The organism is Acinetobacter sp. WCHA55 (assembly GCF_002165305.2).
Lineage (GTDB): Bacteria > Pseudomonadota > Gammaproteobacteria > Pseudomonadales > Moraxellaceae > Acinetobacter.
Genome location: NZ_CP032286.1, coordinates 2,653,185 through 2,675,696, shown reverse-complemented (window position 1 = coordinate 2,675,696; position 22,512 = coordinate 2,653,185). Strand labels below are relative to the sequence as shown.

Annotated in this window: 22 protein-coding genes and 1 pseudogene; 14 read left to right on the top strand and 9 right to left on the bottom strand. The window is 40.2% G+C overall.

Annotation, left to right across the window (positions count from 1 at the left end):
- Positions 1 to 77 precede the first annotated feature (77 nt).
- A complete protein-coding gene (locus tag CDG62_RS15670) occupies positions 78 to 2,648 on the bottom strand; it encodes an EAL domain-containing protein (RefSeq protein WP_087528907.1) in 2,571 nt (856 codons plus the stop codon).
- Between the two features lie 246 nt (positions 2,649 to 2,894).
- Here CDG62_RS15670 and CDG62_RS15665 point away from each other — a divergent pair, with 246 nt between their 5' ends.
- Together CDG62_RS15665 and CDG62_RS15655 are read left to right on the top strand one after the other, a co-directional pair.
- Positions 2,895 to 3,842, top strand: coding sequence for a sensor domain-containing diguanylate cyclase (locus CDG62_RS15665; RefSeq protein ID WP_087528906.1), 948 nt, complete (start codon positions 2,895 to 2,897; stop codon positions 3,840 to 3,842).
- A gap of 290 nt (positions 3,843 to 4,132) precedes the next feature.
- Positions 4,133 to 5,101 (top strand): IS30 family transposase, encoded by a 969-nt coding sequence (locus CDG62_RS15655; RefSeq protein ID WP_005804963.1) that lies wholly within the window; start codon positions 4,133 to 4,135, stop codon positions 5,099 to 5,101.
- Here the strand turns inward: CDG62_RS15655 and CDG62_RS15650 are convergent.
- Together CDG62_RS15650 and CDG62_RS15645 are read right to left on the bottom strand one after the other, a co-directional pair.
- Entirely contained in the window at positions 5,036 to 6,364 is a 1,329-nt protein-coding gene (locus CDG62_RS15650; RefSeq protein ID WP_228254404.1) for a heavy metal sensor histidine kinase, read from the bottom strand. The genes CDG62_RS15655 and CDG62_RS15650 overlap by 66 nt on opposite strands.
- Positions 6,364 to 7,036 (bottom strand): annotated as a pseudogene (locus tag CDG62_RS15645) (heavy metal response regulator transcription factor). The gene CDG62_RS15650 and the pseudogene CDG62_RS15645 overlap by 1 nt, the downstream one beginning before the upstream one ends.
- Before the next feature lie 107 nt (positions 7,037 to 7,143).
- Here CDG62_RS15645 and CDG62_RS15640 point away from each other — a divergent pair.
- The 3 genes from CDG62_RS15640 (at position 7,144) to CDG62_RS15630 (ending at position 8,480) form a co-directional block, all read left to right on the top strand.
- Positions 7,144 to 7,632 (top strand): GlcG/HbpS family heme-binding protein, encoded by a 489-nt coding sequence (locus CDG62_RS15640; RefSeq protein ID WP_171405760.1) that lies wholly within the window; start codon positions 7,144 to 7,146, stop codon positions 7,630 to 7,632.
- Positions 7,633 to 7,642: 10 nt separating this feature from the next.
- Positions 7,643 to 8,044, top strand: coding sequence for a hydroxyisourate hydrolase (gene uraH, locus CDG62_RS15635; protein WP_087528772.1), 402 nt, complete (start codon positions 7,643 to 7,645; stop codon positions 8,042 to 8,044).
- A gap of 181 nt (positions 8,045 to 8,225) precedes the next feature.
- On the top strand, positions 8,226 to 8,480 hold the full coding sequence (locus tag CDG62_RS15630) for a TIGR03643 family protein (protein WP_087528773.1): 255 nt from the start codon (positions 8,226 to 8,228) through the stop codon (positions 8,478 to 8,480).
- On the opposite strand, the gene CDG62_RS15625 is transcribed toward CDG62_RS15630, so the two are convergent.
- Together CDG62_RS15625 and CDG62_RS15620 are read right to left on the bottom strand one after the other, a co-directional pair.
- Positions 8,477 to 8,629, bottom strand: a complete 153-nt coding sequence (locus CDG62_RS15625; RefSeq protein ID WP_087528774.1) for a DUF2256 domain-containing protein — start codon at positions 8,627 to 8,629, stop codon at positions 8,477 to 8,479. The two genes, CDG62_RS15630 and CDG62_RS15625, sit on opposite strands and share 4 nt — an antisense overlap.
- A 3-nt stretch (positions 8,630 to 8,632) precedes the next feature.
- The gene (locus CDG62_RS15620) at positions 8,633 to 10,156 is read right to left on the bottom strand and encodes a cryptochrome/photolyase family protein (RefSeq protein WP_087528792.1); all 1,524 of its coding nucleotides are present in this window, start codon (positions 10,154 to 10,156) and stop codon (positions 8,633 to 8,635) included.
- A gap of 384 nt (positions 10,157 to 10,540) precedes the next feature.
- Here CDG62_RS15620 and nudC point away from each other — a divergent pair, with 384 nt between their 5' ends.
- From nudC to CDG62_RS15575, 9 genes are all read left to right on the top strand, one after another.
- Complete coding sequence (nudC, locus tag CDG62_RS15615) at positions 10,541 to 11,314, top strand: NAD(+) diphosphatase (protein ID WP_087528775.1); 774 nt, start codon at positions 10,541 to 10,543, stop codon at positions 11,312 to 11,314.
- A 169-nt stretch (positions 11,315 to 11,483) separates the two neighbouring features.
- A complete protein-coding gene (locus CDG62_RS15610; RefSeq protein ID WP_087528776.1) occupies positions 11,484 to 12,032 on the top strand; it encodes a lipocalin family protein in 549 nt (182 codons plus the stop codon).
- A 136-nt stretch (positions 12,033 to 12,168) separates the two neighbouring features.
- On the top strand, positions 12,169 to 13,155 hold the full coding sequence (locus tag CDG62_RS15605; RefSeq protein WP_087528777.1) for an acyl-CoA desaturase: 987 nt from the start codon (positions 12,169 to 12,171) through the stop codon (positions 13,153 to 13,155).
- The gene (locus tag CDG62_RS15600) at positions 13,152 to 14,435 is read left to right on the top strand and encodes an NAD(P)/FAD-dependent oxidoreductase (protein ID WP_087528778.1); all 1,284 of its coding nucleotides are present in this window, start codon (positions 13,152 to 13,154) and stop codon (positions 14,433 to 14,435) included. The genes CDG62_RS15605 and CDG62_RS15600 overlap by 4 nt, the downstream gene beginning before the upstream one ends.
- Positions 14,436 to 14,444: 9 nt before the next feature.
- A complete protein-coding gene (locus CDG62_RS15595; RefSeq protein WP_087528779.1) occupies positions 14,445 to 15,233 on the top strand; it encodes a DUF1365 domain-containing protein in 789 nt (262 codons plus the stop codon).
- Complete coding sequence (locus CDG62_RS15590; protein WP_087528780.1) at positions 15,230 to 16,435, top strand: SAM-dependent methyltransferase; 1,206 nt, start codon at positions 15,230 to 15,232, stop codon at positions 16,433 to 16,435. The genes CDG62_RS15595 and CDG62_RS15590 overlap by 4 nt, the downstream gene beginning before the upstream one ends.
- 24 nt (positions 16,436 to 16,459) lie before the next feature.
- Positions 16,460 to 17,239 (top strand): DUF1295 domain-containing protein, encoded by a 780-nt coding sequence (locus CDG62_RS15585; RefSeq protein ID WP_087528781.1) that lies wholly within the window; start codon positions 16,460 to 16,462, stop codon positions 17,237 to 17,239.
- Between the two features lie 8 nt (positions 17,240 to 17,247).
- Positions 17,248 to 18,297 carry an SAM-dependent methyltransferase gene (locus tag CDG62_RS15580; RefSeq protein WP_087528782.1) on the top strand — a complete coding sequence of 350 codons (1,050 nt, stop codon included), beginning with the start codon at positions 17,248 to 17,250 and terminating at the stop codon, positions 18,295 to 18,297.
- 35 nt (positions 18,298 to 18,332) lie between these two features.
- A complete protein-coding gene (locus CDG62_RS15575; protein ID WP_087528783.1) occupies positions 18,333 to 19,655 on the top strand; it encodes a sensor histidine kinase in 1,323 nt (440 codons plus the stop codon).
- Here CDG62_RS15575 and CDG62_RS15570 read toward each other — a convergent pair.
- The 4 genes from CDG62_RS15570 to CDG62_RS15555 form a co-directional block, all read right to left on the bottom strand.
- Positions 19,652 to 20,359: a response regulator transcription factor gene (locus CDG62_RS15570; RefSeq protein WP_087528784.1), complete on the bottom strand. Its 708-nt coding sequence runs from the start codon at positions 20,357 to 20,359 to the stop codon at positions 19,652 to 19,654. The two genes, CDG62_RS15575 and CDG62_RS15570, sit on opposite strands and share 4 nt — an antisense overlap.
- 11 nt (positions 20,360 to 20,370) lie before the next feature.
- Positions 20,371 to 20,868, bottom strand: a complete 498-nt coding sequence (locus CDG62_RS15565; RefSeq protein WP_087528785.1) for a chalcone isomerase family protein — start codon at positions 20,866 to 20,868, stop codon at positions 20,371 to 20,373.
- Positions 20,844 to 21,416, bottom strand: a complete 573-nt coding sequence (locus tag CDG62_RS15560) for a nuclear transport factor 2 family protein (protein WP_087528786.1) — start codon at positions 21,414 to 21,416, stop codon at positions 20,844 to 20,846. Before CDG62_RS15560 ends, CDG62_RS15565 begins: the two co-directional genes overlap by 25 nt.
- Positions 21,417 to 21,535: 119 nt before the next feature.
- The gene (locus tag CDG62_RS15555; RefSeq protein WP_087528787.1) at positions 21,536 to 22,417 is read right to left on the bottom strand and encodes a LysR family transcriptional regulator; all 882 of its coding nucleotides are present in this window, start codon (positions 22,415 to 22,417) and stop codon (positions 21,536 to 21,538) included.
- Positions 22,418 to 22,512 lie beyond the last annotated feature (95 nt).

The following is a 22,512-nucleotide window of genomic DNA, read 5'->3' as shown; positions in this document are numbered from 1 at the left end:
CTTTAAAATCTTTATGCAACAAAGCCGTTTTAAAGTAACATTATTTGTAGATTTTAACTTTTAGCAAAATCTACAATTTAACATTCTTCTAGTGAGTAATATTTAAAAATTAGGTTATTCAGTTCAACTGGCTTCGTGTAAAAATATCCTTGCAAAAGATCACAATTTTGATAATGAAGTATTTTTGCTTGTTCTAGTGTTTCTACTCCTTCTGCAACAACCTCAAGATTAAGCTGATGAGCTAAATGAATTATAGATTGAACTATAGATGCATCTTGAGAATTATTTGTCAAATTATCTATAAACTCACGATCTAATTTAATTTGATTAATTGGTAATCGACGTAAATAGCTAAGACTTGAATAACCTGTTCCAAAATCATCAATTGAAACTTTTACTCCTAGCTCACGAACTGACTTTAATATCTCAATTGCTCTATCTGTACCATTAATAATCACGCCTTCTGTAATTTCGATTTTAAGAAGATTAGCTGGAAGTTGACTTTTAATCAGTACACTTTCCAAGCAACTAAGGAAATTGCTGCGACCGAACTGTAGGGGAGAAATATTGACAGAGACCGAAATTGTAGAGCTATTTTTTCCATTTATACGGGCAATATCAAAACACGCTTGTTCAAGAACCCACTGACCAATTGCGACAATTTGACCAGTTCTTTCGGCTAATGGAATGAAAGTATCAGGAAAAATAAAGCCTTTTTGAGGATGATGCCAGCGAATCAGTGCTTCTACACTGTGAACTTTTCCTGTTCGTGGATCCACCAAAGGTTGATAAAATAATCTAAATTGTTTTTCCTTTAGTGCAGTCATAAGTTCTAATCGCAAAAGAGCATAATCTTTCTCTGGGAAAAATTTGTTTGGATCTCTTTTATATAAATACCACGTGTTTCTTCCTTGTTTTTTTGCTTCTTTCAGGGCATTCATGGATTGATATAACAGCTCTGAAGCATATCGAGTATTAGAGTTTCTTACGGCAATTCCAATACTAGCTGTTAAATGTAGAGTTTTATTTTCAATCTGAAAGTTTTGAGAAATAAGGTCAAGTATACTTTCTGCCAAAGTAAATAACTGGTTATGATTTTTAGAATTTTTTACTAATAAAATAAACTTATCTTCAATATATCGACTCAGTAAACCATCTTTTTTTAATAAGTCCTGTAAACGTGAGCCGATATCTCTAATTATTTTATCACCGATCAAATAGCCTAGACTTTCATTCATAGATCTAAAATCATCAAGATCAATGTAAAATAATGCCAGACTAGCTGGGGATTGATTTTTTTGTTCAAATTCTTTTTCTAAAAATTTATTAAATGTTCTCTGATTTGGCAAACCAGTGATTGAGTCACGGGTATGTTGATACTTAATATAACTTCTGTTCTTTTCATCCTCAGTTATATCTTCAATATTACCTAAGAAGTGAGTACAAATATTATTTTGATCGAATACAGGCCCAAACGTTAAACGACACCAAAACCAAGTTCCATTTCTACGGTACTTTTTTAATTTCACTGTTGCTTCTTTTAGTTCCTTTATTCCTGTTTTGATCTTTTCTACCTGAATTAAATCAGTTTCAGGTCCTGACAAGAAGTTATAACTTTTGCCTAAAATTTCTTCTGGGCTATATCCAGTTATAGATGTAAATGAGGGGTTAACAAAAACTATTTCTAATTTATCAGAGATGTCAGTTATGAAGATCCCATTTGGACTCGCATCTACCCCGCGCTTTAATAAGCGCAGGCTTTCTTCATTTTTTAATCGTGTAGAAATATCACGTGCGATGGCAAATACACCAGTGACTTTTTGATTTTGAATAATGGGTAAATTTGTAAGATCAAGCCAAATGAGTTTGCCAGAAGCATGATATGCAGGAATTTTATAATGTTTAGCAATACCTTTTAATGCATCTTTAAATGCTAGGTTAATAATTTTATGATATTTAGTTGGTATAAAAGTCCAAAAATGTTTTCCTAATATCTGTTTTTCTGAGAATCCAAGAATTTTATTACAAGTAATATTTGAATTTAAAATATAACCATTAAGGTCAATTTCAATAATTAAATCAGGATGATGTGTATAAAAAGAGCTATATTTTTCATTAATAGCTAGTCTCTGTTTATATTCATTTTCTCTTTCAATTGCTAACGCAATTAATGATACCGCTTGATTTATAAATTCAAAGTGCTCTGATCTGGGCATCTTCTCTTTACGATAGTAGGTGCCAAAAGTTCCATATAAGATACCTTTAGCACCTATAATAGGCACAGACCAACAACTAATAATATTTTCTTCTCTAACAAACTCTAAATAATTTTTCCAATTAGGATCAAGTATCAAATTACGACTAATAATAGTTTTTCTAGAAAAAGCAGCTGTACCACAAGATCCATTCTTATCCTTAACTTTTAAAGGACTGATTGAACGACAATATTTAGAAGAAAAGTGATGTTCCCCATTTACAAGTGTTAATGTTTGCTCCACTTCTGAATAAAGCATAATTGTGACTAACGCATCTGTAATATTTGATTCAAGCCAAGAACATATCGAGTTAAGTATAAGTTGAAGATCTGTACTTTTATCAATAGAATTTAAAACGTACTCAATATTTAGCTTTCTAAGATCACTCTTCACTTTTCAGACCCTCCTTGGCTCCAATACATTTTATGCGAAATAAAAGTAATTTTTTATTTAATTTAAGTATCAATAGTCTATATTGAAAAACATTGGAAAGTAAAAACAACTTTATGAAAAATATGTTTTTTTTGTGCATATTAATTTAACTGCTTTTATATATTTTTTAATTTTGATATAAGAATGTATGTTTAGGATCAAAAGTTTCACCGAGAGATGGCTAGTATACAACCAAGGACTACTTTAATGAATAAACAAAAGTTTAAAAATTTTGAAGATGCAGGAAGAGAAATTTTAAATTTTTTACATCAGAGGTTTGGATTTGACTTATGTATGATTACACGGGTAGAAGGTGATGATTGGATAGTATTGCAAACAGAAGACCATGGATACCATATTAAACCAGGTCAAGTTTTTAAATGGGCTGATTCATTTTGTTGCCATATGGTTAAAGGAAATGGTCCAAAAATTGCTCCTGCCTCAGAAAAAATTGAATTATATGCAAGTGCACCAATTAATAATCAGGTAAGTATTAAATCATATATTGGCCAACCTATAACTAATGAGGATGGTAGCTTATTTGGAACATTATGTGCTATTCATCCTCAAACAAAATCTGAAAATATAAGTCAAGATATAGCCATAATAGAATTATTAGGAGATTTACTTAGTAGAATACTTCAAGCTGAATTACGTCAATTCAAGCATATTAATGAGTTTAAAAGTTTAAGAAAAAAAGTATTTAAAGATGATTTGACTGGTTTATACAATAGAAGAGCTTGGGAAGAATTCTTAGAAAAGGAAGAAGAGCGATGTAAACGGTATGGTCATCCAGCAGCAATTTTTTTTATTGATATAAACGATTTGAAACAAGTTAATGATAGTTTGGGGCATTCGGCTGGCGATCATTTAATACAGTGTGCTGCAAATGTACTTGTTAATACAGTGCGCAGTAATGATATTATTGCTAGATTAGGTGGAGATGAATTTGTAATATTAAGTATGGAAAACAACTCAGTAGGGGCTGAAATGCTTTTAAAAAGAATTTTAGATGCTTTTTGTGAGGCTGATATTAGTATAGCTATTGGTTTTTCAATGAGAGTTCCACATAAAGGTTTACTATTTGCAGCAGAACAAGCTGATAAAAAAATGTATATGCATAAGAAAAAATTAAAGTCTAAATTAATTTTTTAGTATAACGTAAATATTTACTTTACTGATGTCGTAATACATACATTTAAATTTTAGACTATTTTGGGAAACACAATTCAAAGCATATACCTTCTGCGCTATTGACTGCCTGATACATTCCCTGATGAAGCGTTAAAATGGATGCCACAATTGATAGGCCTAAACCACCCGTTTGATGAGGGGGCAGAGTAAAACTTGAAGTGCGACATAAACCACCTAATTAATTTAAAGGGTTTATGGAGTATATAAAATTGTCATACCATCATCTTAACTTTGAAGATCGTACTGCATTAATGCTTGAGTCAAGAAAAGAAGGCTTTTCAGCCAGAAAATTTGCTGAACTCATTAAAAGACATCCTAGTACGATCTATCGTGAGCTTAAAAGAAATAGCATCAATGACGTTTATCAAGCTCGATATGCTTCTGATAACACCTTCGCTAGACGTAGACGTGGTCACAGAAAACTCAAAATCGATTCAATCCTCTGGAAATTTATTGTTGAAGCGATCCGTTGTTTATGGTCTCCTCAGCAAATAGCAAAGCGTTTAAAGACATTTCCTGATTTGGATCAAACAATGAATGTAAGCCATACAACGATTTATTCAACGATACGAGCATTACCCAAGGGTGAGTTGAAAAAAGACTTATTATCCTGTCTACGTCATGAAAATAAAAAGCGAAAAGCTAACGGTGAACCTAAAAAAGATTCTATATTACAGGATATTAAAACTATTCATGAGCGCCCAGCCGAAGTTCAAGAAAGAAAAATACCGGGTCATTGGGAAGCTGATTTAATTAAAGGTAAAGACAATAAAAGTTCGATAGCAACACTTATTGAACGAAATACACGGCTCTGTATCTTGGCAACATTACCTGATGCAAAGGCAGAATCAGTGCGCAAGGCTTTAACTGAAGCTCTGAAATATTTACCTGCAGAACTGCGTAAAACGTTGACCTATGACCGTGGACGTGAGATGTCAGAACATAAAATACTCGAAGAAGATTTAGGCATAGATGTATATTTCTGTGACCCACATTCACCCTGGCAAAAAGGCACATGCGAAAATATGAATGGTTTAATTAGGCAATATTTACCTAAAGGGATTGATTTAAATCAGGCAGATCAGCATTATTTAAATCAAGTTGCCATGTCACTGAATACTCGTCCTAGAAAGGCGTTAGATTGGCTTACACCATTAGAGAAATTTGCTCAGCTTGTTGATTATCATATGGCTTTTGAAACTGTCGCACCTCATGTTTGAATTCGCCGGGCTTTGTCTGCTGGAACTGCACTGATAAAAACGCTCAAAGAGATGAGGCAAATGCTCAGGGGCAACTTCCAAACCACTGGTGATTACAGATAATGTAATCATCTGCATATTATTAATGATCTTTTTATGGCTAAGCACATAAATAGTTCGGTGATTGCCGCCATGAACGAGCGCATTTGATATCAGATTAGACAGCGCTTGTTGTAACAGTTCAGGATCTGCCGATAGCTCATTCGCTTCGAGACTTAAAACAAAATTGCAGTGTTGTTCTTCAGCTTGATACTCGAAAATACTGAATATATCTTCTATAAATGATTGAAGTTGAATCTTCTGTTTGTTTAAGCAAACTTTGTGCGCATCTGCGCGTGCTAGAAATAACATGCTGTCAATCATTCGTTTTAAACGTTGATAGTCCTCCAAGTTGGAAATCAAGAGTTCCTGATACTGTGCGGGACTACGTTTACTCATGAGTAAAATTTCAGTTTGACCGATTAAATTATTCAAAGGTGTTCTGAATTCATGAGCAATGTCTTCGGAAAAACGATTCAGTTGGCTATATCCTAGTTCGATACGGTCAAGCATGGCGTTAATATCGGAGGCTAGTTGTTCGATCTCTTGAGGAGGATGATTCAGATTAAGTCTCTGTTCAAGTTTGTGAATACTAATAGCATGAGTTTGTTTGCGTAGTGTTCTTAATGCGTTCAATCCGAAACGGCTGGCAATCGCGCAAAGTATGAAAATGGCTAGAATGCCACTAAACACATAGATAAAAAGACGTTTTTTAAAAGGCGAGATAATCGCTAAACGTTCCGACCACTGCTTGCCTGCAATTAATAGATAGGGTTGTCGATTAATTTGAATAGTTTTCCATGCAATACGGGTGGGATAAGCAGAAGCCGATAAATCACGGAATTGAATTTGGGGCTGATGGGTAAATTCAGGTAGCGGAATGCCAAGTGGATTGATATTAATCAGAATCTGGTCGTCCTGAATCAATAAAAACAAATTATCTTGATTACCCAACATATTTTGATACAGCTTCGGGCGAGCAATAATCTGTTCGATATTGCGACTGTCTTGCAGCAATATTTCCAGTCGCTCAATGCGTTCAACCAAAGCCCGATCTTGCTGGGCAATTAAAATCTGATTGATGCCCAGATAGGTCATAAAAGCCACAGCACACAACACCATGGCAGCACACCATGTGACCAATAGTGTTAATCGGAGTTCTAAAGAGCGAAGGCGCTTGAACATTAGGCTTCAACCGAAATTTTATAGCCCAGGCCACGAACAGTATGAATGAGTTTTATCTCATGCCCCTCATCAATTTTACTGCGTAAGCGGCGTACCGCGACATCAATAAAATTCGTATCGGTATCAAAATTGATATGCCAAACTTCGGAAGCAATTTGCCTGCGCGTAATAATTTCATTTGGGTGCTCTAGCATAAAGCACAATAGACTAAATTCCTTTTTACTGAGTTCAATTAACTGCTCATTCCGCCACACTTTATGATGGATTAAGTCCATTTTTAAGTTGCCGATCCATAGCTCGTTTTCCTGAACATGCTGTTGCCGTCTCAGTAAGCTTTTAATGCGTGCGAGTAATTCAATATATGAAAAAGGTTTAGACAGGTAATCATCAGCGCCCAGTTCTAGACCTTTGACCCGATCGATCACCTGATCTTTTGCGGTAAGAAAAATCACAGGGATTTGGGAAAATTGACGCAATACTTTTAACACTGCCCAGCCATCAATATCGGGCAGCATCACATCGAGTATGACCAAGGTATAAAAATTGCATTTTTAGTTTTTCCAAGCCTTCGAGCCCTGAATGAACACATTCAGCGGCATAGCCAGATTCATTTAAGCCCTTCACCAGATACGAGGCGATCTTCACTTCATCTTCGATAATTAGAATACACATTTTGCTCGGACTCATTTTGAAGATGACAACTTTGTAATGTGATTGTCATGCTTCAAATCATTCAGGTTGTATAAGATTTTGTAAAACTTAATTCGGGGGCAATCATGATGAACAATCTCAAAGGGCTTGTTTTAACAGTAATGCTGATGAGTAGCAGTACTTTTGCACAAACCGTTCAATTGAATCAAGTTTATTCACTCGATTCTAACGCTGCCCACATCCTTGTTGATGCCGCAGTAGCTGCTTGTCAAAAAATACAGCACAACATTGCTGTGGTCGTGGTTGATCGGGGAGGAAATACCTTGATGGCAAGTAGGCATGAAAATGTCGGCCCCCATAACTTGGGCGCAGCCGAAAAGAAAGCCTATACCGCTTTATCGACCAAAACAGCGACCTTGCTGTTAAGTCAAAATGCCCATGAAAACAGTGATGCAAGAAATTTAACCACTTTATCTAATTTGCTGTTGTTAGGTGGCGGCATACCTGTGCGTAATGCAAGTCAAGTAGTTGGCGCCATTGGCGTTGCCGGAGCAGGGGGGGCAAAAAATGACCATTACTGCGCTGAAAAAGCTGTTAAGTCTACTTTCAATCCTTAAGGAATCCATCATGTTTAAAAAATTATTGCCACTCTCAACACTATTGTTGACCTCAATGACTTTTGCACAAACTAACCCCTTAAGTGTGCATGTGTTGAATTTGGAAAATGGTCTGCCTTCCGCTCAAGTCGAGGTGGTACTCGAAAAAAGTACTGGGAATGAATGGGTGAAGTTAAATCAGCAATATACTGGCCCTAATGGCCGTATTACTGCATTGTTTCCTAAAAATCAGAAGCTTGAAGCCGGTATTTATAAAGTTACCTTTAAAACCGAGGACTGGTTTAAAAAAAATAAGCAAGATACTTTCTTTCCTGAAGTTCCTGTAATTTTTAAGGTAGATGGAAGTGTCAGCCATTATCATATTCCTCTACTGTTAAGCCCTTATGGATATTCAACTTATAGAGGTAACTAAGATTTAAAAGGGCTAGTTTAACTAGCCCTTTTATTTGTGCTGAGTCCGTAAACTAGAGAAAAATCACAAAAAATTCATGATCGTATTATTATGCTTTTAGTTGAATTAAAGTTGACTCAAGTTATGTAAATGAGTTGATAGAGCTTATTGAAGCTTCATAGTAATTAAAAATGAGAATGGCATGAATCAATTTTCTGAAGAAGACTTATCCAGAATTATCGAAATGGCCTGGGAGGATCGAACCCCATTTGAAGCCATCCAATGTGAGTTTGGTTTGAATGAAGCGGCGGTGATCCGCTTGATGCGGCAAAATATGAAACCCAGTAGCTTTAAAATGTGGCGTGCACGCGTGACTAGCCGAAAAACCAAACATCTGCAACTGCGTTCACCTGATGTGATACGGGCCTATTGTTCGCGGCAATACAAGCGTTTCTAAGTGTTTGGTTTTGATAACCGTCTGGACTCACGTTTACATCGTTCAGAACAATATCGTACTTCCTCCCAGCAGCGGTGCCATTTTTTGCGCCAAGTAAAAGGGCGTAAACAGTGGATACAGATTTTTTCAGGGAGATGCTGTTTTTTCATCGTTTATAACTCATTGATCTGGCTAAGAAGTTGCTGGGCATGGCTGATAATTTGATGCCGATCTTTAAGTTTATCTAGCTGTCGATAGATCATGCCCATACGTGGATGAGTACGAAATTTCGCCTCATTCTGGATCATGAAATACCAGTACAGGCTATTGAACGGACAGCTATCTAGCTCGGTGCGAGTTTTGACATTGTAGCTACAGTGCTTACAGTAATCGGACATTTTATGGATATAATTGCCCGAGGCCGCATAGGGTTTGCTGGCCATCAAGCCACTATCGGCATGCATCACCATACCCAGCGTATTCGGTAGTTCTACCCATTCATAGGCATCGGCATAGACTGCCAGATACCACTCGCTGATCTGCTGCGGGTCTACACCAGTTAATAAGGCAAAATTTCCAGTCACCATCAAACGCTGGATATGATGTGCATAGGCATGCTGAAAAGTATTACGGAAACACTCAGCCATACAGTTCATCCGAGTACGGCCAGTCCAGTAAAATTGTGGTAATGGTGCTGAGTGCTGCAGTACATTGCGACTGGCATATTCTGGCATGTACAGCCAGTAAATTCCGCGAACATATTCGCGCCAGCCTAGAATCTGTCGGATAAAACCTTCCACGGCATTCAGTGGTGCATGACCGGCATGGTATGCAGCTTCTGCCGCATCACAGACTTCTTTAGGTAGTAGCAGACCACAGTTCAGATAAGGTGAGAGCAGGCTGTGAAACAGCATGTCTGAGTCTTGAACCATGGCATCTTGATAATCGCCAAAATGTGGCAAACTGTGGGTAATGAAATGCTCCAGTGCATGCAGAGCATTGCTACGTGTGGTGCCCCAGCGGAAGTTGTCAAGGCTGCCTGAGTGGCGGGAAAATTCACGTTCAACCAATTCAAGCACATCCAGATCAATCTGATCGTGTTCAAAGTGAAGTGGTGCAGGCAAAGGGGGATTGCCAGCCCAGGCCTTACGATTGGCGCTGTCATAGTTCCACTGTTCTCCAAACGGCTGCTGTCCTTGCATCAAGTAACCGGTCTGCTTGCGCATTTCCCGGTAAAAATATTCCATACGCAGTGTCTGGTAGCGACTGGCCCAGTGCCGGAACTGCTCCGGACTACAGAAAAAACGTTCATCATTCAGGCATTGTACTGGCAATTGCAGCTGCTGGCTCCAATACTGTTCAATCTGCTGCTGTAAACGATATTCCCCGCAGTGCGTAATGACCAGTTCTGTGACTGGTAAGAGTTGCTGCTGTGACTCTACGAAATCCAGCAGGCTACGAATCGGACTATCAGATTTAAAAGCATGGTAACGTACACGCCAGCCTTCTGCTTTGAGTTCTTTGGCAAAATGACGCATGGCGCTAAAAATCAGGGCAATTTTCTGCGGATGATGGGCGACATAAGTGGCTTCCTCAACAACTTCGGCCATCAGGATCACATCCCTGATACGATCCAGCGCTTTGAGCGTAGCAAGCTGATGATGAAGCTGGTCACCCAGAATTAAACCGAAACGCATAGCCATTCCAGACCCTATGAAAGATAGCGCAGTGTAAGTCAAGACAGTTCAATTTTTTTGTGAAAATAAAGATCATCCTGCATGTTGAATCAATCCAACTCGACCAGATGGCCCGCAGACATCGCACAGAAATGATGAGTACTGCTATAACAAAATATTCATCCCTACAATGCTAAAGCCAGTTGATGAAACTCGCTTTACATGATTTCTTAATACATGAGTAGTGTGAAAATTATGTGATTTTAATCAAAAAGATACAAATTATTATGGTTGTAATTCAAGTAGCTCACGCCTAGTATCTGGCTTGAAGTTACTCCATGTGAGCTTCCTTAGTTTTGTCCCATACACCCCTCTGTATGGGATTTTTTTAATCAGGGAATTGTCATGAGCATGCATTCAAAAGCGTATATTTTTAGACAGCAGCAATTACTAGTGGATGAGCATTTTCAGTTGCCGCAGGTAGAAAGACTGCAGCACGACCTAAACCTGTCGGAAAATTGCGAGATCATTGCTCGTGACCTGAAAGAAGACGAACCGGTGCCGGAAGGTTATCAGCTGGTTCCAATCCGGCAACTGGTGCAAGTCTGGAGCAGACCGCAGTTTGAACAGGCCAGCCGTGCGGTACAGTTACTGGAATGGCGCCGTAACCACCGCTTTTGCAGTAATTGCGGTCACGCCACCCAGCAGCATGTCAGCCAGTATGCCATGATCTGTCCATCCTGTGGCTATAACCAGTATCCGCGGGTGAATCCCTGTGTGATTACCATCATTACCCGAGGTACAGATGAAATTCTGTTGGCAAAAAATGCTCGCAACAAAACCCAGATGTACAGCCTGATTGCAGGCTTTGTTGAAGTTGGAGAAACCCTAGAAGAGGCAGTAAGCCGTGAAACGCTGGAAGAAGTGGGGCTACAAATCAAAAATATTCAATATCTAGCCAGTCAGCCGTGGCCGTTTCCCAGCAATCTGATGATGGCCTTCAAGGCAGAATATCAGGGAGGGGAAATTCAGATTCAAGAAAATGAACTCAGCGATGCGCAATTTTTTAAATTTGATCAGTTACCCGAGATTCCGTTCAAGGGCAGTATCGCCTATGCCATGATTCAGCATGTGATATATGGAACGCCTGTTGCAGATGACAGTAAAGAATGGCTTTGAAAAAGTAATTCTGTTTGGGTCTCTCAAATATACTGCAATAACGCCCTAGGTAGTGAATATTCAGATGGTATTTCCTGATCTGGAGAAACTGAATAGTATCATTTGATCTTCACGCTTTGTTCACATCTAACTGGGTTATCTTAATCCTGAGACCCAACAAGGCTAAAAAATGAAGATGCGATTTAAGTCTGCTTTTGCAGCGATAGCACTGTCTATCATCAGCTTAAGTACAACGACTCAAGCAGAAACTGCTGCGCCTCAGGCAGTTGATCGGGTAGATATCCAGAAGTATGCCGGTAAATGGTATGAAATTGCGCATTTACCGATGTATTTTCAGCGTAAATGTATAGCTAATATCACGGCACAATATAGCGTCAATGCCGATCAAACTATCGGGGTATTGAATAGCTGCCGAATTGCCAATGGCGAAATAATTAGCTCTGAAGGTGTTGCGTATTCGCAAAATCAGGTGAACAGCAAACTGAAGGTCAGCTTTTTGCCTACAGGTTTAAGATGGATACCATTTAGCAAAGGTGATTACTGGGTATTGCGAGTAGATCCAGAATATAAAGTGGCGCTTGTGGGGGGACCAAGTAATAAATATCTATGGATTTTGTCACGTGAACCGCAACTAGATGAAGCAACTTATCAGTCATATATAGACACTGCGAAAGATTATGGCTATGACGTGACAAAACTTATCAAATTGCCTCATTAATCTGCTAACCTTTTACCGAACTGATAAATCTCTCTACAGTTCGGTTTTTTTTTCCTTACTTCACATAAAATTCATACCTGACTGATTACACTCATCAAATAGAATAAATACAAACGCTCGAAAGTAGGATGAGTCCATGTTGAAAAGTCTGATGCGATGGATAGACAGCTGGTCTACAGCCACAGCACCCGAAACACTGACGGCTGAAAACAGCAAGATTCAGTGGCAGCGGATTTTACCCTTTATTCTTTTGCATCTGGCTTGTCTAGCCGTGTTCTGGGTGGGAGTGTCGTGGTTTGCACTTGGCTTTATGCTGCTGTTCTACCTGATTCGGATGTTTTCTATTACGGCTTTTTTTCATCGCTATTTATCGCATAAAACCTTTCAGACCTCGCGTCCAGTGCAGTTCCTATTTGTATTACTAGGCACCATGAGTGCACAGCGTGGCCCCTTGTGGTGGGCAGCCCATCATCGTTATCACCACCGCTATACAGATTCGTCGCAAGATCCGCATTCATCTACCCACGGTTTTTGGTATAGCCATGTGGGTTGGTTTCTGAATGAATATAACTTTGCCACGCGTAAAGAAGTCATCAAAGACTGGCTGAAATATCCGGAATTAATCTGGCTAGACCGGTTTAGTCTAATTGTGGTGCTGTTGACCGCGGGTGGAATTTATGTGCTAGGAGAATGGCTGGCAATAGCTTGGCCGCAACTGGGGACTTCCGGCTTGCAATTACTAGTCTGGGGATTTGTGGTGTCCACCGTGTTGCTGATCCATGCGACCTTATGTATCAATTCACTGGCGCATCATTACGGTAGCCGTGATTTTGACACTGATGATCAAAGCCGCAACAATTTATTCTTGTCTATCATTACTTTGGGCGAAGGCTGGCACAACAATCACCATTATTATGCAGGCAGTACCCGACAGGGCTTTTACTGGTGGCAGATTGATGTGACCTATTACCTCCTAAAAATTATGTCTTGGCTCGGGATAGTCTGGGGTTTAAAGCCAATTCCAGCGAGGGTCTATGACGTCAGTAAAATTGCACAGGCTCGAAAACAGAGAAAAGTAGCCAAAGCAGGCGCTCCTACTATTCATTCTAAGGAATCACTATGAAAATTGCGATTATTGGTTCAGGTATTTCTGGTTTGTATGCGGCCTGGAAATTAAGCAAAGCACATGAGGTCACGGTCTTTGAAAAAAATAATTACTTTGGCGGCCATACCGATACCCATCACTTGAATATAGATGGCGAACAGGTCGCGGTGGACAGTGGCTTTATTGTATTTAATGAGCATAACTATCCACTGTTCTGTGCAATGCTCAAAGAACTCGGGATTCAATCACAAAGCAGTGACATGGGCTTTTCGGTGAACAATCAGGTCACTGGCTTGCAGTACAATCCTTCAAAAAAATTCTCGCTCTTGTTTAGACCACAAAATTTCTTTAACGCTGATTTTCGCATGATGTTGTCGGATCTGTTTCGTTTCTATGCGGCGAATAAAGATATTGATGTTGAAGAGGTCGATGCACAGCTCAGTATTGATACATATCTCAATCAACATGACTTTTCCGAAGCCTTTCGTCAGGAACATCTCTATCCGATGTGCGGGGCGCTATGGTCCTGTCCAGTAGAGCAAGCCGGACAGATTCCGTATAAATTTGTAGTGAGCTTTTTTCAGCACCATCGTATGTTGCAGCTCAAAGATCGCCCTTCGTGGCTTACCGTTAAAGGTGGATCAGCTCAATACGTGCATGCCATTCAGTCCCAAGCGAATGTTACTTTCCGCAAGGTGGCCGTTGTCCAAGTCTCGCGTAATGCAAACGAAGTAGTAATTGAAACTGAACAGGGCAGTGAACGTTTTGACTGGGTCATTTTTGCCAGCCATGCTGATGATAGCTTGAATTTACTCAGAGACCCGTCAGCGCAAGAGTTGGACGTACTTAGTAAGTTTAGTTATCAAGATAACCGTATGGTGGTGCATTCCGATACTCATATCATGCCTAAATCCAGACGCCAGTGGGCCAGTTGGCATGTGCATGTAACACCCAGTCCTGCGTCTGAATTAACGCCATTCCATCATAGTGGCATGCATTATAGCTTCAGTTACTGGATGAACCAGTTACAAAATTTGAGCTGTAAAACTCAAATATTTGCCACACTCAATCCTAACTTTAACCTCGATCCGAAAAAAGTCTGGGTGGAACGATATTACCGTCATCCAGTGTTTGATGCCCCTGCAATTGAAGCACAACAACGTTGGGCTGAGGTTAATGGTCAGAACCGGACGTCATACTGTGGTGCCTACTGGGGCTGGGGCTTTCATGAAGATGGAGCGCGTAGTGCTTCATGGGTTGTAAATCAGTTGCTGCAACATACTGAGCAAGCGGCTTAGGAGTACAGAATGCAAATGTATCCACTGGCTATCGCTTCTACCGAAATTCGTCATCGTCGCTATTTGCCCAAATCGCATGCTTTTGAGTTGAAGCTTAGCTATTTATGCTTTGATCCGGATCAACTGGCAACGTTTACCCAAAAATCTTGGTTCTGGTCCTCTAGCCGCTGGAATTTCCTGACCTTGGATGAGCGGGATTTTCTGAACATGGAATATGGCTCGATTCGGCAGAAAGTTGCACGGTTACTGATCAAGCACGAAAACTATTATTTACCACATGCTGCATCTATTCGTGTACTGGCTTTACCACGCACACTGGGTTTTCGTTTTAATTCTGTGGTGTTTTATTTGATCTTTGATACGACCGATCAACTGATTTTTATACTGAGTGAAATCACCAATACACCGTGGAATGAACGTCAGGTGTACATTCACGATTGTCGGCACAATGTAACTGAACATGCGCCTTACCAGAGCCACCAGTTTGACTTTAAAAAGGCCTTTCATGTGTCACCATTCATGCCGATGTCACTGGATTACCGTTGGCGTTTTAGCTTTTCAGAACAGCAAAATGTGATTCATATGCAGTTGTTTGAACAAGAAATATTGCAATTTGATGCCACCATGAAATTTAAGCTGCAAGCCATCACACTTCCTTCACAGCAACATCGATATGCTGTATTAAAAGTTCTTGAGCCCTTTAGGATGGTGAGCGGGATTTATCTACATGCTTTGCGCTTATGGAAAAAGAAAATTCCGTTTTATCGGCATCCTAAAAAAGAAAAAGGAAAGACATGACTATGAAAACATTGTTAATGGGAGAGCATACCGAACTGCCGATAGTCCTACGCCATATGCTGAAATTGCGTCATGGTCAGTTGATATTTAAAGGTATCTGGAACGGTCTGGTTGGGGAAAACTATAGTGATTTGCATGCAGTAATTCAAGTTCACGACGAACGCCTTATCGATTTGCTGTTCCGTAATGGTGTACTGGGGGCAGCAGAAGGCTTTATTCGTGGTTACTGGAGCAGTGAAGATCTGGTCAACGTAATTCGTATTCTAGCACGTAATCGAGATGTGCTTGATCGGATGAATCAAAATGTAGTGGCAAAAGCTAGCCAGTTGGTACTCAAGGCTTGGTATAAATCCCGCAAGAATTCGATTGATGGTAGTCGTCAGAATATTGCTGAGCATTATGACTTGAGCAATGATTTTTTTAAATTGTTCTTAGATTCCAGCATGATGTATTCCAGTGCGGTGTTTAAAGAACCCTGTATGAGCTTGGAACAAGCTTCAGATTATAAAAAAGAACTGATCTGCCAAAAACTTCAATTGCAACCGATGGACCATTTGGTTGAAATTGGCAGCGGCTGGGGAGGCTTTGCCATTTATGCGGCTCAGCATTATGGCTGTAAGGTGACCACCATTACCATTTCCAAAGCTCAGTACGATGAAGCACTCGCCCGAGTTGCTGAAGCAGGGCTGTGTCATCGGGTGTCTGTACAGCTTCAGGACTACCGTTTACTCGAGGGTAAATACGACAAATTGGTGTCTATTGAAATGATTGAAGCAGTCGGTGAGCAATATTTACCAACTTATTTCCGAAAATGCCGCGAACTCCTCAAGCCGAATGGTCTAGCCTTGATACAGGCGATTACGATTGAAGATGCACGCTATGTTAAAGCTTTAAATACGGTAGATTACATTAAGCGTTATATTTTCCCCGGTAGTTTTATTCCATGTATCAGTGTGATGACGCAAACGGCTTCTGAGCAAAAACTTCGTCTCAAACATCTGGAAGATATTGGTCAAAGCTATGCACAAACCCTGAAGTGTTGGCGCCAGCGTTTTCTGGAGCAGCGTGATCAAGTACTGCAACTTGGTTTTGATGAGCGCTTTATCCGCATGTGGGATTTTTATCTGTGTTATTGCGAAGGTGGTTTTAGGGAAGGTGTGATCAGTGATGTTCATTTGCTGTTTGAAGCCAGTGCTTACTAAGCAGACATAAAACAGGAGGGCGACATGCTGCTAGATTTATTTTTGCTCAATGTCTTCATCATGCTCTGTGGCTGGGTGTTGGTGACCTATAACCGCAGAGCAGGGCTGGTCGATGTGGCTTGGAGTTTCAGTATTGCCCTCAATGTGATTATTGCAGCTTGGGCGATTGACAGTGCGCCGCTGTTGGTTCGGTTATTTCTGGGACTGGCGAGTGGAATCTGGTTTTCCCGGCTGACTTGGCATCTGTTACGGCGCTATGCCAACGAAACTCAAGAAGACACGCGTTATGCCAACATGCGCCGAGCGATGGGAGGTTATCAGCATTTCGGTTTTCTGGTGTTTTTTATATTTCAGGCAGGTTTGGCTCTACTGTTTTCTTACCCAATGCTGAAGTTGTTAAGTATCTCGACCGAGCAATGGAATGACTGGACTTTGGTCACTGTTATTGTGGGGGGTATGATCATGCTCTCGGCTTTGATAGGTGAAAGCACTGCAGATCAGCAACTTTACCATTTTAAGCTAGATCCACAGAATCAAGGTAAAACCCTGGATCAGGGCTTGTGGAAATATTCGCGCCATCCGAATTATTTTTTTGAATGGCTACATTGGTTTGCCTATCCAGTGCTCGGTCTGGCCGTAGGATGCTATGAATTATGGATTTATCCACTGCTGATGTGGCTATTCCTGTACTACTTTACAGGTATTCCATTTAGTGAAATACAAGCGCTCGCCCACCGTGGTGACAACTATAAAGACTATCAACGACGAACTTCAATGTTTATTCCGTGGCCACCCAAAGAGTAGGTAAATACATGGACTTTATGATTCAAAAAACCTTAGAACTGATCGAAAATGGCAAGGTGCCAGACCCAGTGATTCGTGCTGGTATTAAAATCTTGAGCAAAAAACGTTTGGCACAAGAAGGTCGGTTTGACCCTGCATTGGCAGCGCAGCGCTATATGGATGTGCTGACCATGCTGAAAAACAGCGAAATTGCCATTGAGACAGACAAAGCCAATGAGCAGCATTATGAACTGCCGACCGCATTTTTTCAGGCAGTACTCGGTAAGCATTTGAAATATAGTGCGAGTCTCTTTGAACATGCCGATACGACGCTAGATCAAGCCGAAGAAGCTGCCCTTGCATGCTATTGCCAGCGAGCACAACTGAAAGACGGGCAGGATATTTTGGAAATTGGCTGCGGTTGGGGTTCTTTAAGTCTATATATGGCCGAGCATTATCCAACGGCCCGTATTACAGTCGTGTCAAATTCTTCAACACAGCGCGAGTATATCCAGGAACAAGCCCATTTAAAAAAACTGGACAACCTTAATGTGATCACTTGTGATGTCAATGTGTTGCAACTTGAACCTGCGTCATTCGCTCGTGTGGTTTCGGTGGAGATGTTTGAGCATGTACGCAACTACCAGAAACTGTTTGAAAATATCAGTATTTGGCTCAAACCAGATGGCTTATTGTGGTGTCATATTTTCTGTCATCGTTTCTTGCATTACCCGTTTGAAGTCAAAAATGAGTTTGATTGGATGTCGCAATATTTCTTCAGTGGTGGTTTGATGCCAGCAGCCTCAACTTTCCTACATTTTCAGCAGCATTTGCAATTAGAACAGCATTGGCAATGGGCGGGTACGCAATATGAACGTACGGCAAACGCTTGGCTAGAAAATATGGATGGTAAACAGTCCGAGCTAAAGCCCTTATTTGAAAAAACTTATGGCGCGGATGCCGCAATCTGGTGGCAGCGCTGGCGGATTTTCTTTATGGCTTGTGCCGAGCTATTTGGTTATGACCATGGACGCGAGTGGGTCATTGGCCACTTTCTGTTAAAGAAGAAAGCCGTATAATTGAACAGTGGGATGGGCTAGCGGGGAATGCATCAATGTTAAAGCTGTTTAGGGACAAACGTGATCATCCTTTGGGTGAGGTGTTTAACCGCTACTACTGGCTGCAAATCGGATTCATTGCCCTGTCTGTGGTAATTGGTATTGGCTTCAGTGCTTGGGTGATTAAAGGTTCTTTGCTCAGAACGGCGCTAGAACAGGAAATGTCACACTACTGGCTGCGATTAGAACGTAATCCTGCCGCAGAATTGCCTGATACCAAAAACCTGTATGGTTACCGCTGGAACACTGTGCCACCCTCCCAATTTAAGAATATGTCACTTGAGCAAGGGGTGAATCGGCATTTTGTCGATGGTAAGGAACGCATGACCGTTTATGGCGAAAAATATGGGCAGCATGTCCTGTTGGTCTTTGGCGAAAGCAATGTCAATAAACTGGTCTGGCTGTTTGGTCTGGCACCACTGATGGTCAGCTTGTTTGTACTTTATAGTATGTTATGGTGGTGGAACCGTCGTGCCCGGCGCTATTTTTCTCCCATTACCAGGCTTGCCAATGCACTGGAACATATTGATTGGGAAGATTATAAAAATCAGGCTTCACCGTTTCATGACATCAGGACTGATTCAAATCTGGAAGCGGAATATCTGAAGCAGGCATTAGAAAAATATCATCAGGTATTAAGCGAGTTTATTCAGCGTGAACGTGAATTTACTGGTGATGTCAGTCATGAGCTTCGCACACCACTTACCATATTAAAAGGCAATGTGCAGTTGTGTCAGGCACGCTATGGGGACAATAAATCATTTACTCGCTTGAACAACACCATTGAAGACATGCAACTATTAGTGGACACACTACTGGCTATCGCCCGCAATGCCACCAATACTTTAACCGATGAATCGACTATTCTTTCAAAATGTCTGGAAAATCTAGTTCAGGATCTGGATAGTGTTAGCTATAACAAAGGCATGCGGATAAATTTTCAAAAAGATCTAAACGAACAGCCACGTAAACTTTACCCGTCGATGACCAAAATGGTATTTGGCAATATTTTGCGGAATGCACTGAATTATTCACAAGGCACAGAAATTGATGTGATTCTGCAAAAAAATACAGTATTGATTGCAGATAATGGTGTCGGCATTCCTTTACCGAATAACTCAAAGGTGCAAGAACTGTCGGGGCAGCAATTGAAATTAGAAATCAAAGGTCATGGCATTGGACTGCAATTGGTACAGAAGTTGTGCAAGCAGCTTGGCTGGCGGGTGGAATTGTTTGATCGGCAGTATTATCTCAATACCCATCAGGATGTTGATCTGGCAATGACGACTGGACTGATTGTCGTCGTGTATTTAAATTAAGATTGGGATTCGAAAGCTTCAGCTTCTAAAGTGATCTTTAACCCTACACCAGATATGGTATGAATTAGCTTTTTCTCAAAAGGCTTATCGACCATTTTACGCAAATTATAAATATGACTACGTAGGGCATCGCTTTCAGGCTCTTCATCCCCCCAAAGCTCTATCATAATTTCCTGTTTAGTTAGAACTTTAGGCGAATGACGCATCAGTAGTTTGAGCAGTTTGAACTGAATGGGAGGTAGATCAATGGGTTGTCCTGCACGAGTCAGTTGCTGTGTTGCCGGATCCAGAATCAGATCATGAATTTGAAGACGGCCAGAGGAGACTTCACCCAGTGAGCGCTTGATCAAAGCTTTGACTCGAACCACCAGCTCATTAAAGTCAAAGGGCTTGACTAGATAATCATCCGTGCCTGAATTGAAACCTTTGAGTTTGTCATTCAACGTATCGCGTGCGGTGAGCATCAGAACAGGGAGGTCCATACCTTCTTTATTTCGTAGCCATTCGCATAGTTCATAACCCGAACCATCAGGTAAGTTAATATCTAAAAGTAAAATATGATAGCGTTGCTGCTTGAGCAATTGGCGCGCAGCATTTAAGTTTCGAGCATGATCGACCACAAAACCATGCTCTTCTAGAAACTCGCCTAAGGTAGATGCCAGTTCATAATGATCTTCAACCATCAAAATAAAATGTTTAGACATAACTGTAGAGACTACTTTATTAATTGCTGTTTTAATTTAGCACTAAATGGCTGAGGACCTAGCCATATATTAAAATATTGCTGGGCTAATGGGTTCTGGAGTTGTCCCTGCATTTTCTGGTTTAAGTATAGGCTTAATGTGTGTGTGGCGTGAATATACTTTAGTTGGTATAGATCTCCGGAGTTCACTGGACGATACAGATCGGTGATTGGATTGAAAACCGCCTGAATCTTTTGATCTTTGATATTACGTTGAAGTAGATGTGTGGCTGCGCGTTTGAATGCCCATTCTGGAATATTCTGCGTATAGGTAAAATCCATCTGCATGTTTTGGCCTTGCCAAGGCTGATTACAGTTTTGCGCAAAGTAACTGGCCACACCGACCTGTTTTTGTCCCACCATTAGTGGGCCATTACCACATTTATTTAAGGTCTGTGCATTCGCCCACGAATCGAAACTCCCAAGCATCAGTACAGTGGTTATGGCTACTTTTTGAAAGGCAGTACCCATGAATAGATTCCTCCTACATAAGGCAAAGAACGATACAAACCATTGGCCGGATCCCAGAAGTCTTGTTGGAAAATAATCTGATGGTTTGGGTTGACTTTTATTTCACTGATTCCAAAAGAATCCATTGTTCGTGTCTTCCCGAACATTTTAAAATCATAAACCATATGCCAATGTACATAGGCTGAGTCTTGATAATATGAAGTATTTAATAGACTGACAGTTACATTACTCACCCGCTGGTTCATACCCTGAAAATGTTCAAGCAGTTTTTTACGCGATGAAAATTGCGACAGAGTATCGTTAATAAAAAGCTGATCTGCATAAAGTGCTCCAGCATTTTCAACGAATTTAGGTGTGCCCAAGGTATTAAATGCCGAAGTGAAGCGGGTCCCGATTTCTAGTGCTTTTGCATCATCTAAGGGTATTCCCTGAATACTCGCTCTGGCATTTGCGTAATCAGAGGAATAACGAGGAACACTTGTACATCCTGATAGGAAAAGCACTGGTAAGGATAAGGCAATTGCCATTAACGTTTTGACTTGATTCATGTTCACTGTCCATCTTCACAGTTTATCCTCTCACTTTAGATAAGCTGAAGTGAATAGAATGTGAAGATAGATGCTAAAGACAGTACATTGAATCGAATTTTTAAAACAAAAAATAATTTTTAACCTTTTTCTCCAGCCATTAACCAATGAATGATATTCATGACATCACGATTTTCATTATTTTTTCTGACCATTGCATAAAAATTATAGTCACAATAGATAAAACCAAAAGGTGCAATCACTCTTCCATTTAATATTTCTTTTTCTATTAGAATTTGAGGGGCTATGGCAATTCCTAACCCAGATACAGCCGCTTCTATCATTAAATTGAGTCTATCAAAATAACGATCATTCGCTTTTGGGGAAAAATTAATTTTGGACTGATTAAACCATGTATGCCATGCACTTTTATTTGAGTGGGTATGAAGTAATGGATAGTTTAAAAGATCATTTACGGAATGAGGAAGATTTATTTCACGATTACAAATAGGACCCATGTTATCGGGAAATAACAGATATTTATTCAAAAAGTTGGGAAGTAGATGATGCTCACTGATGCTATTGATAAATATGTCAACTTTCTCTTTTTCTAACAATTTTAAGTCATTACATGTCATTAATTTGATATGGATATTGGGATAAATGACTTCGAGCTTTTCTAATCGAGGAATCAGCCAATTTGCCATAAAACTATGAGAAGCACCTATTACCACCTCTACCTCTGACGTTTTATTTGTTAACTCAAAGACACATTGTTCTAAACGATTAAAAAGATGCGTACAAACTAGAGATAATTCTTCTGCATCCTTTGTCAGAGAGATGGTAGAGGAATGTCGAATAAACAATTTTTTATCCAACCATTCTTCTAACTGCTTTATTTGGTGGCTAATCGCGCTATGGGTGACACACAATTCTTCCGCAGCTAAGCTGAAACTTTTATTTCTGGCGACTGCCTCGAATGCTTTTAAAGCATTAAGGGGAGGTAATGTTCTGTGTTTCATGTTGTAAAATTTTCTAACACCATAAGCCCAAAATATATCAATTATCAGAAAAATGAAAATATTTTAAGATCAAACAAGTTTTGATAGTAAAAGAG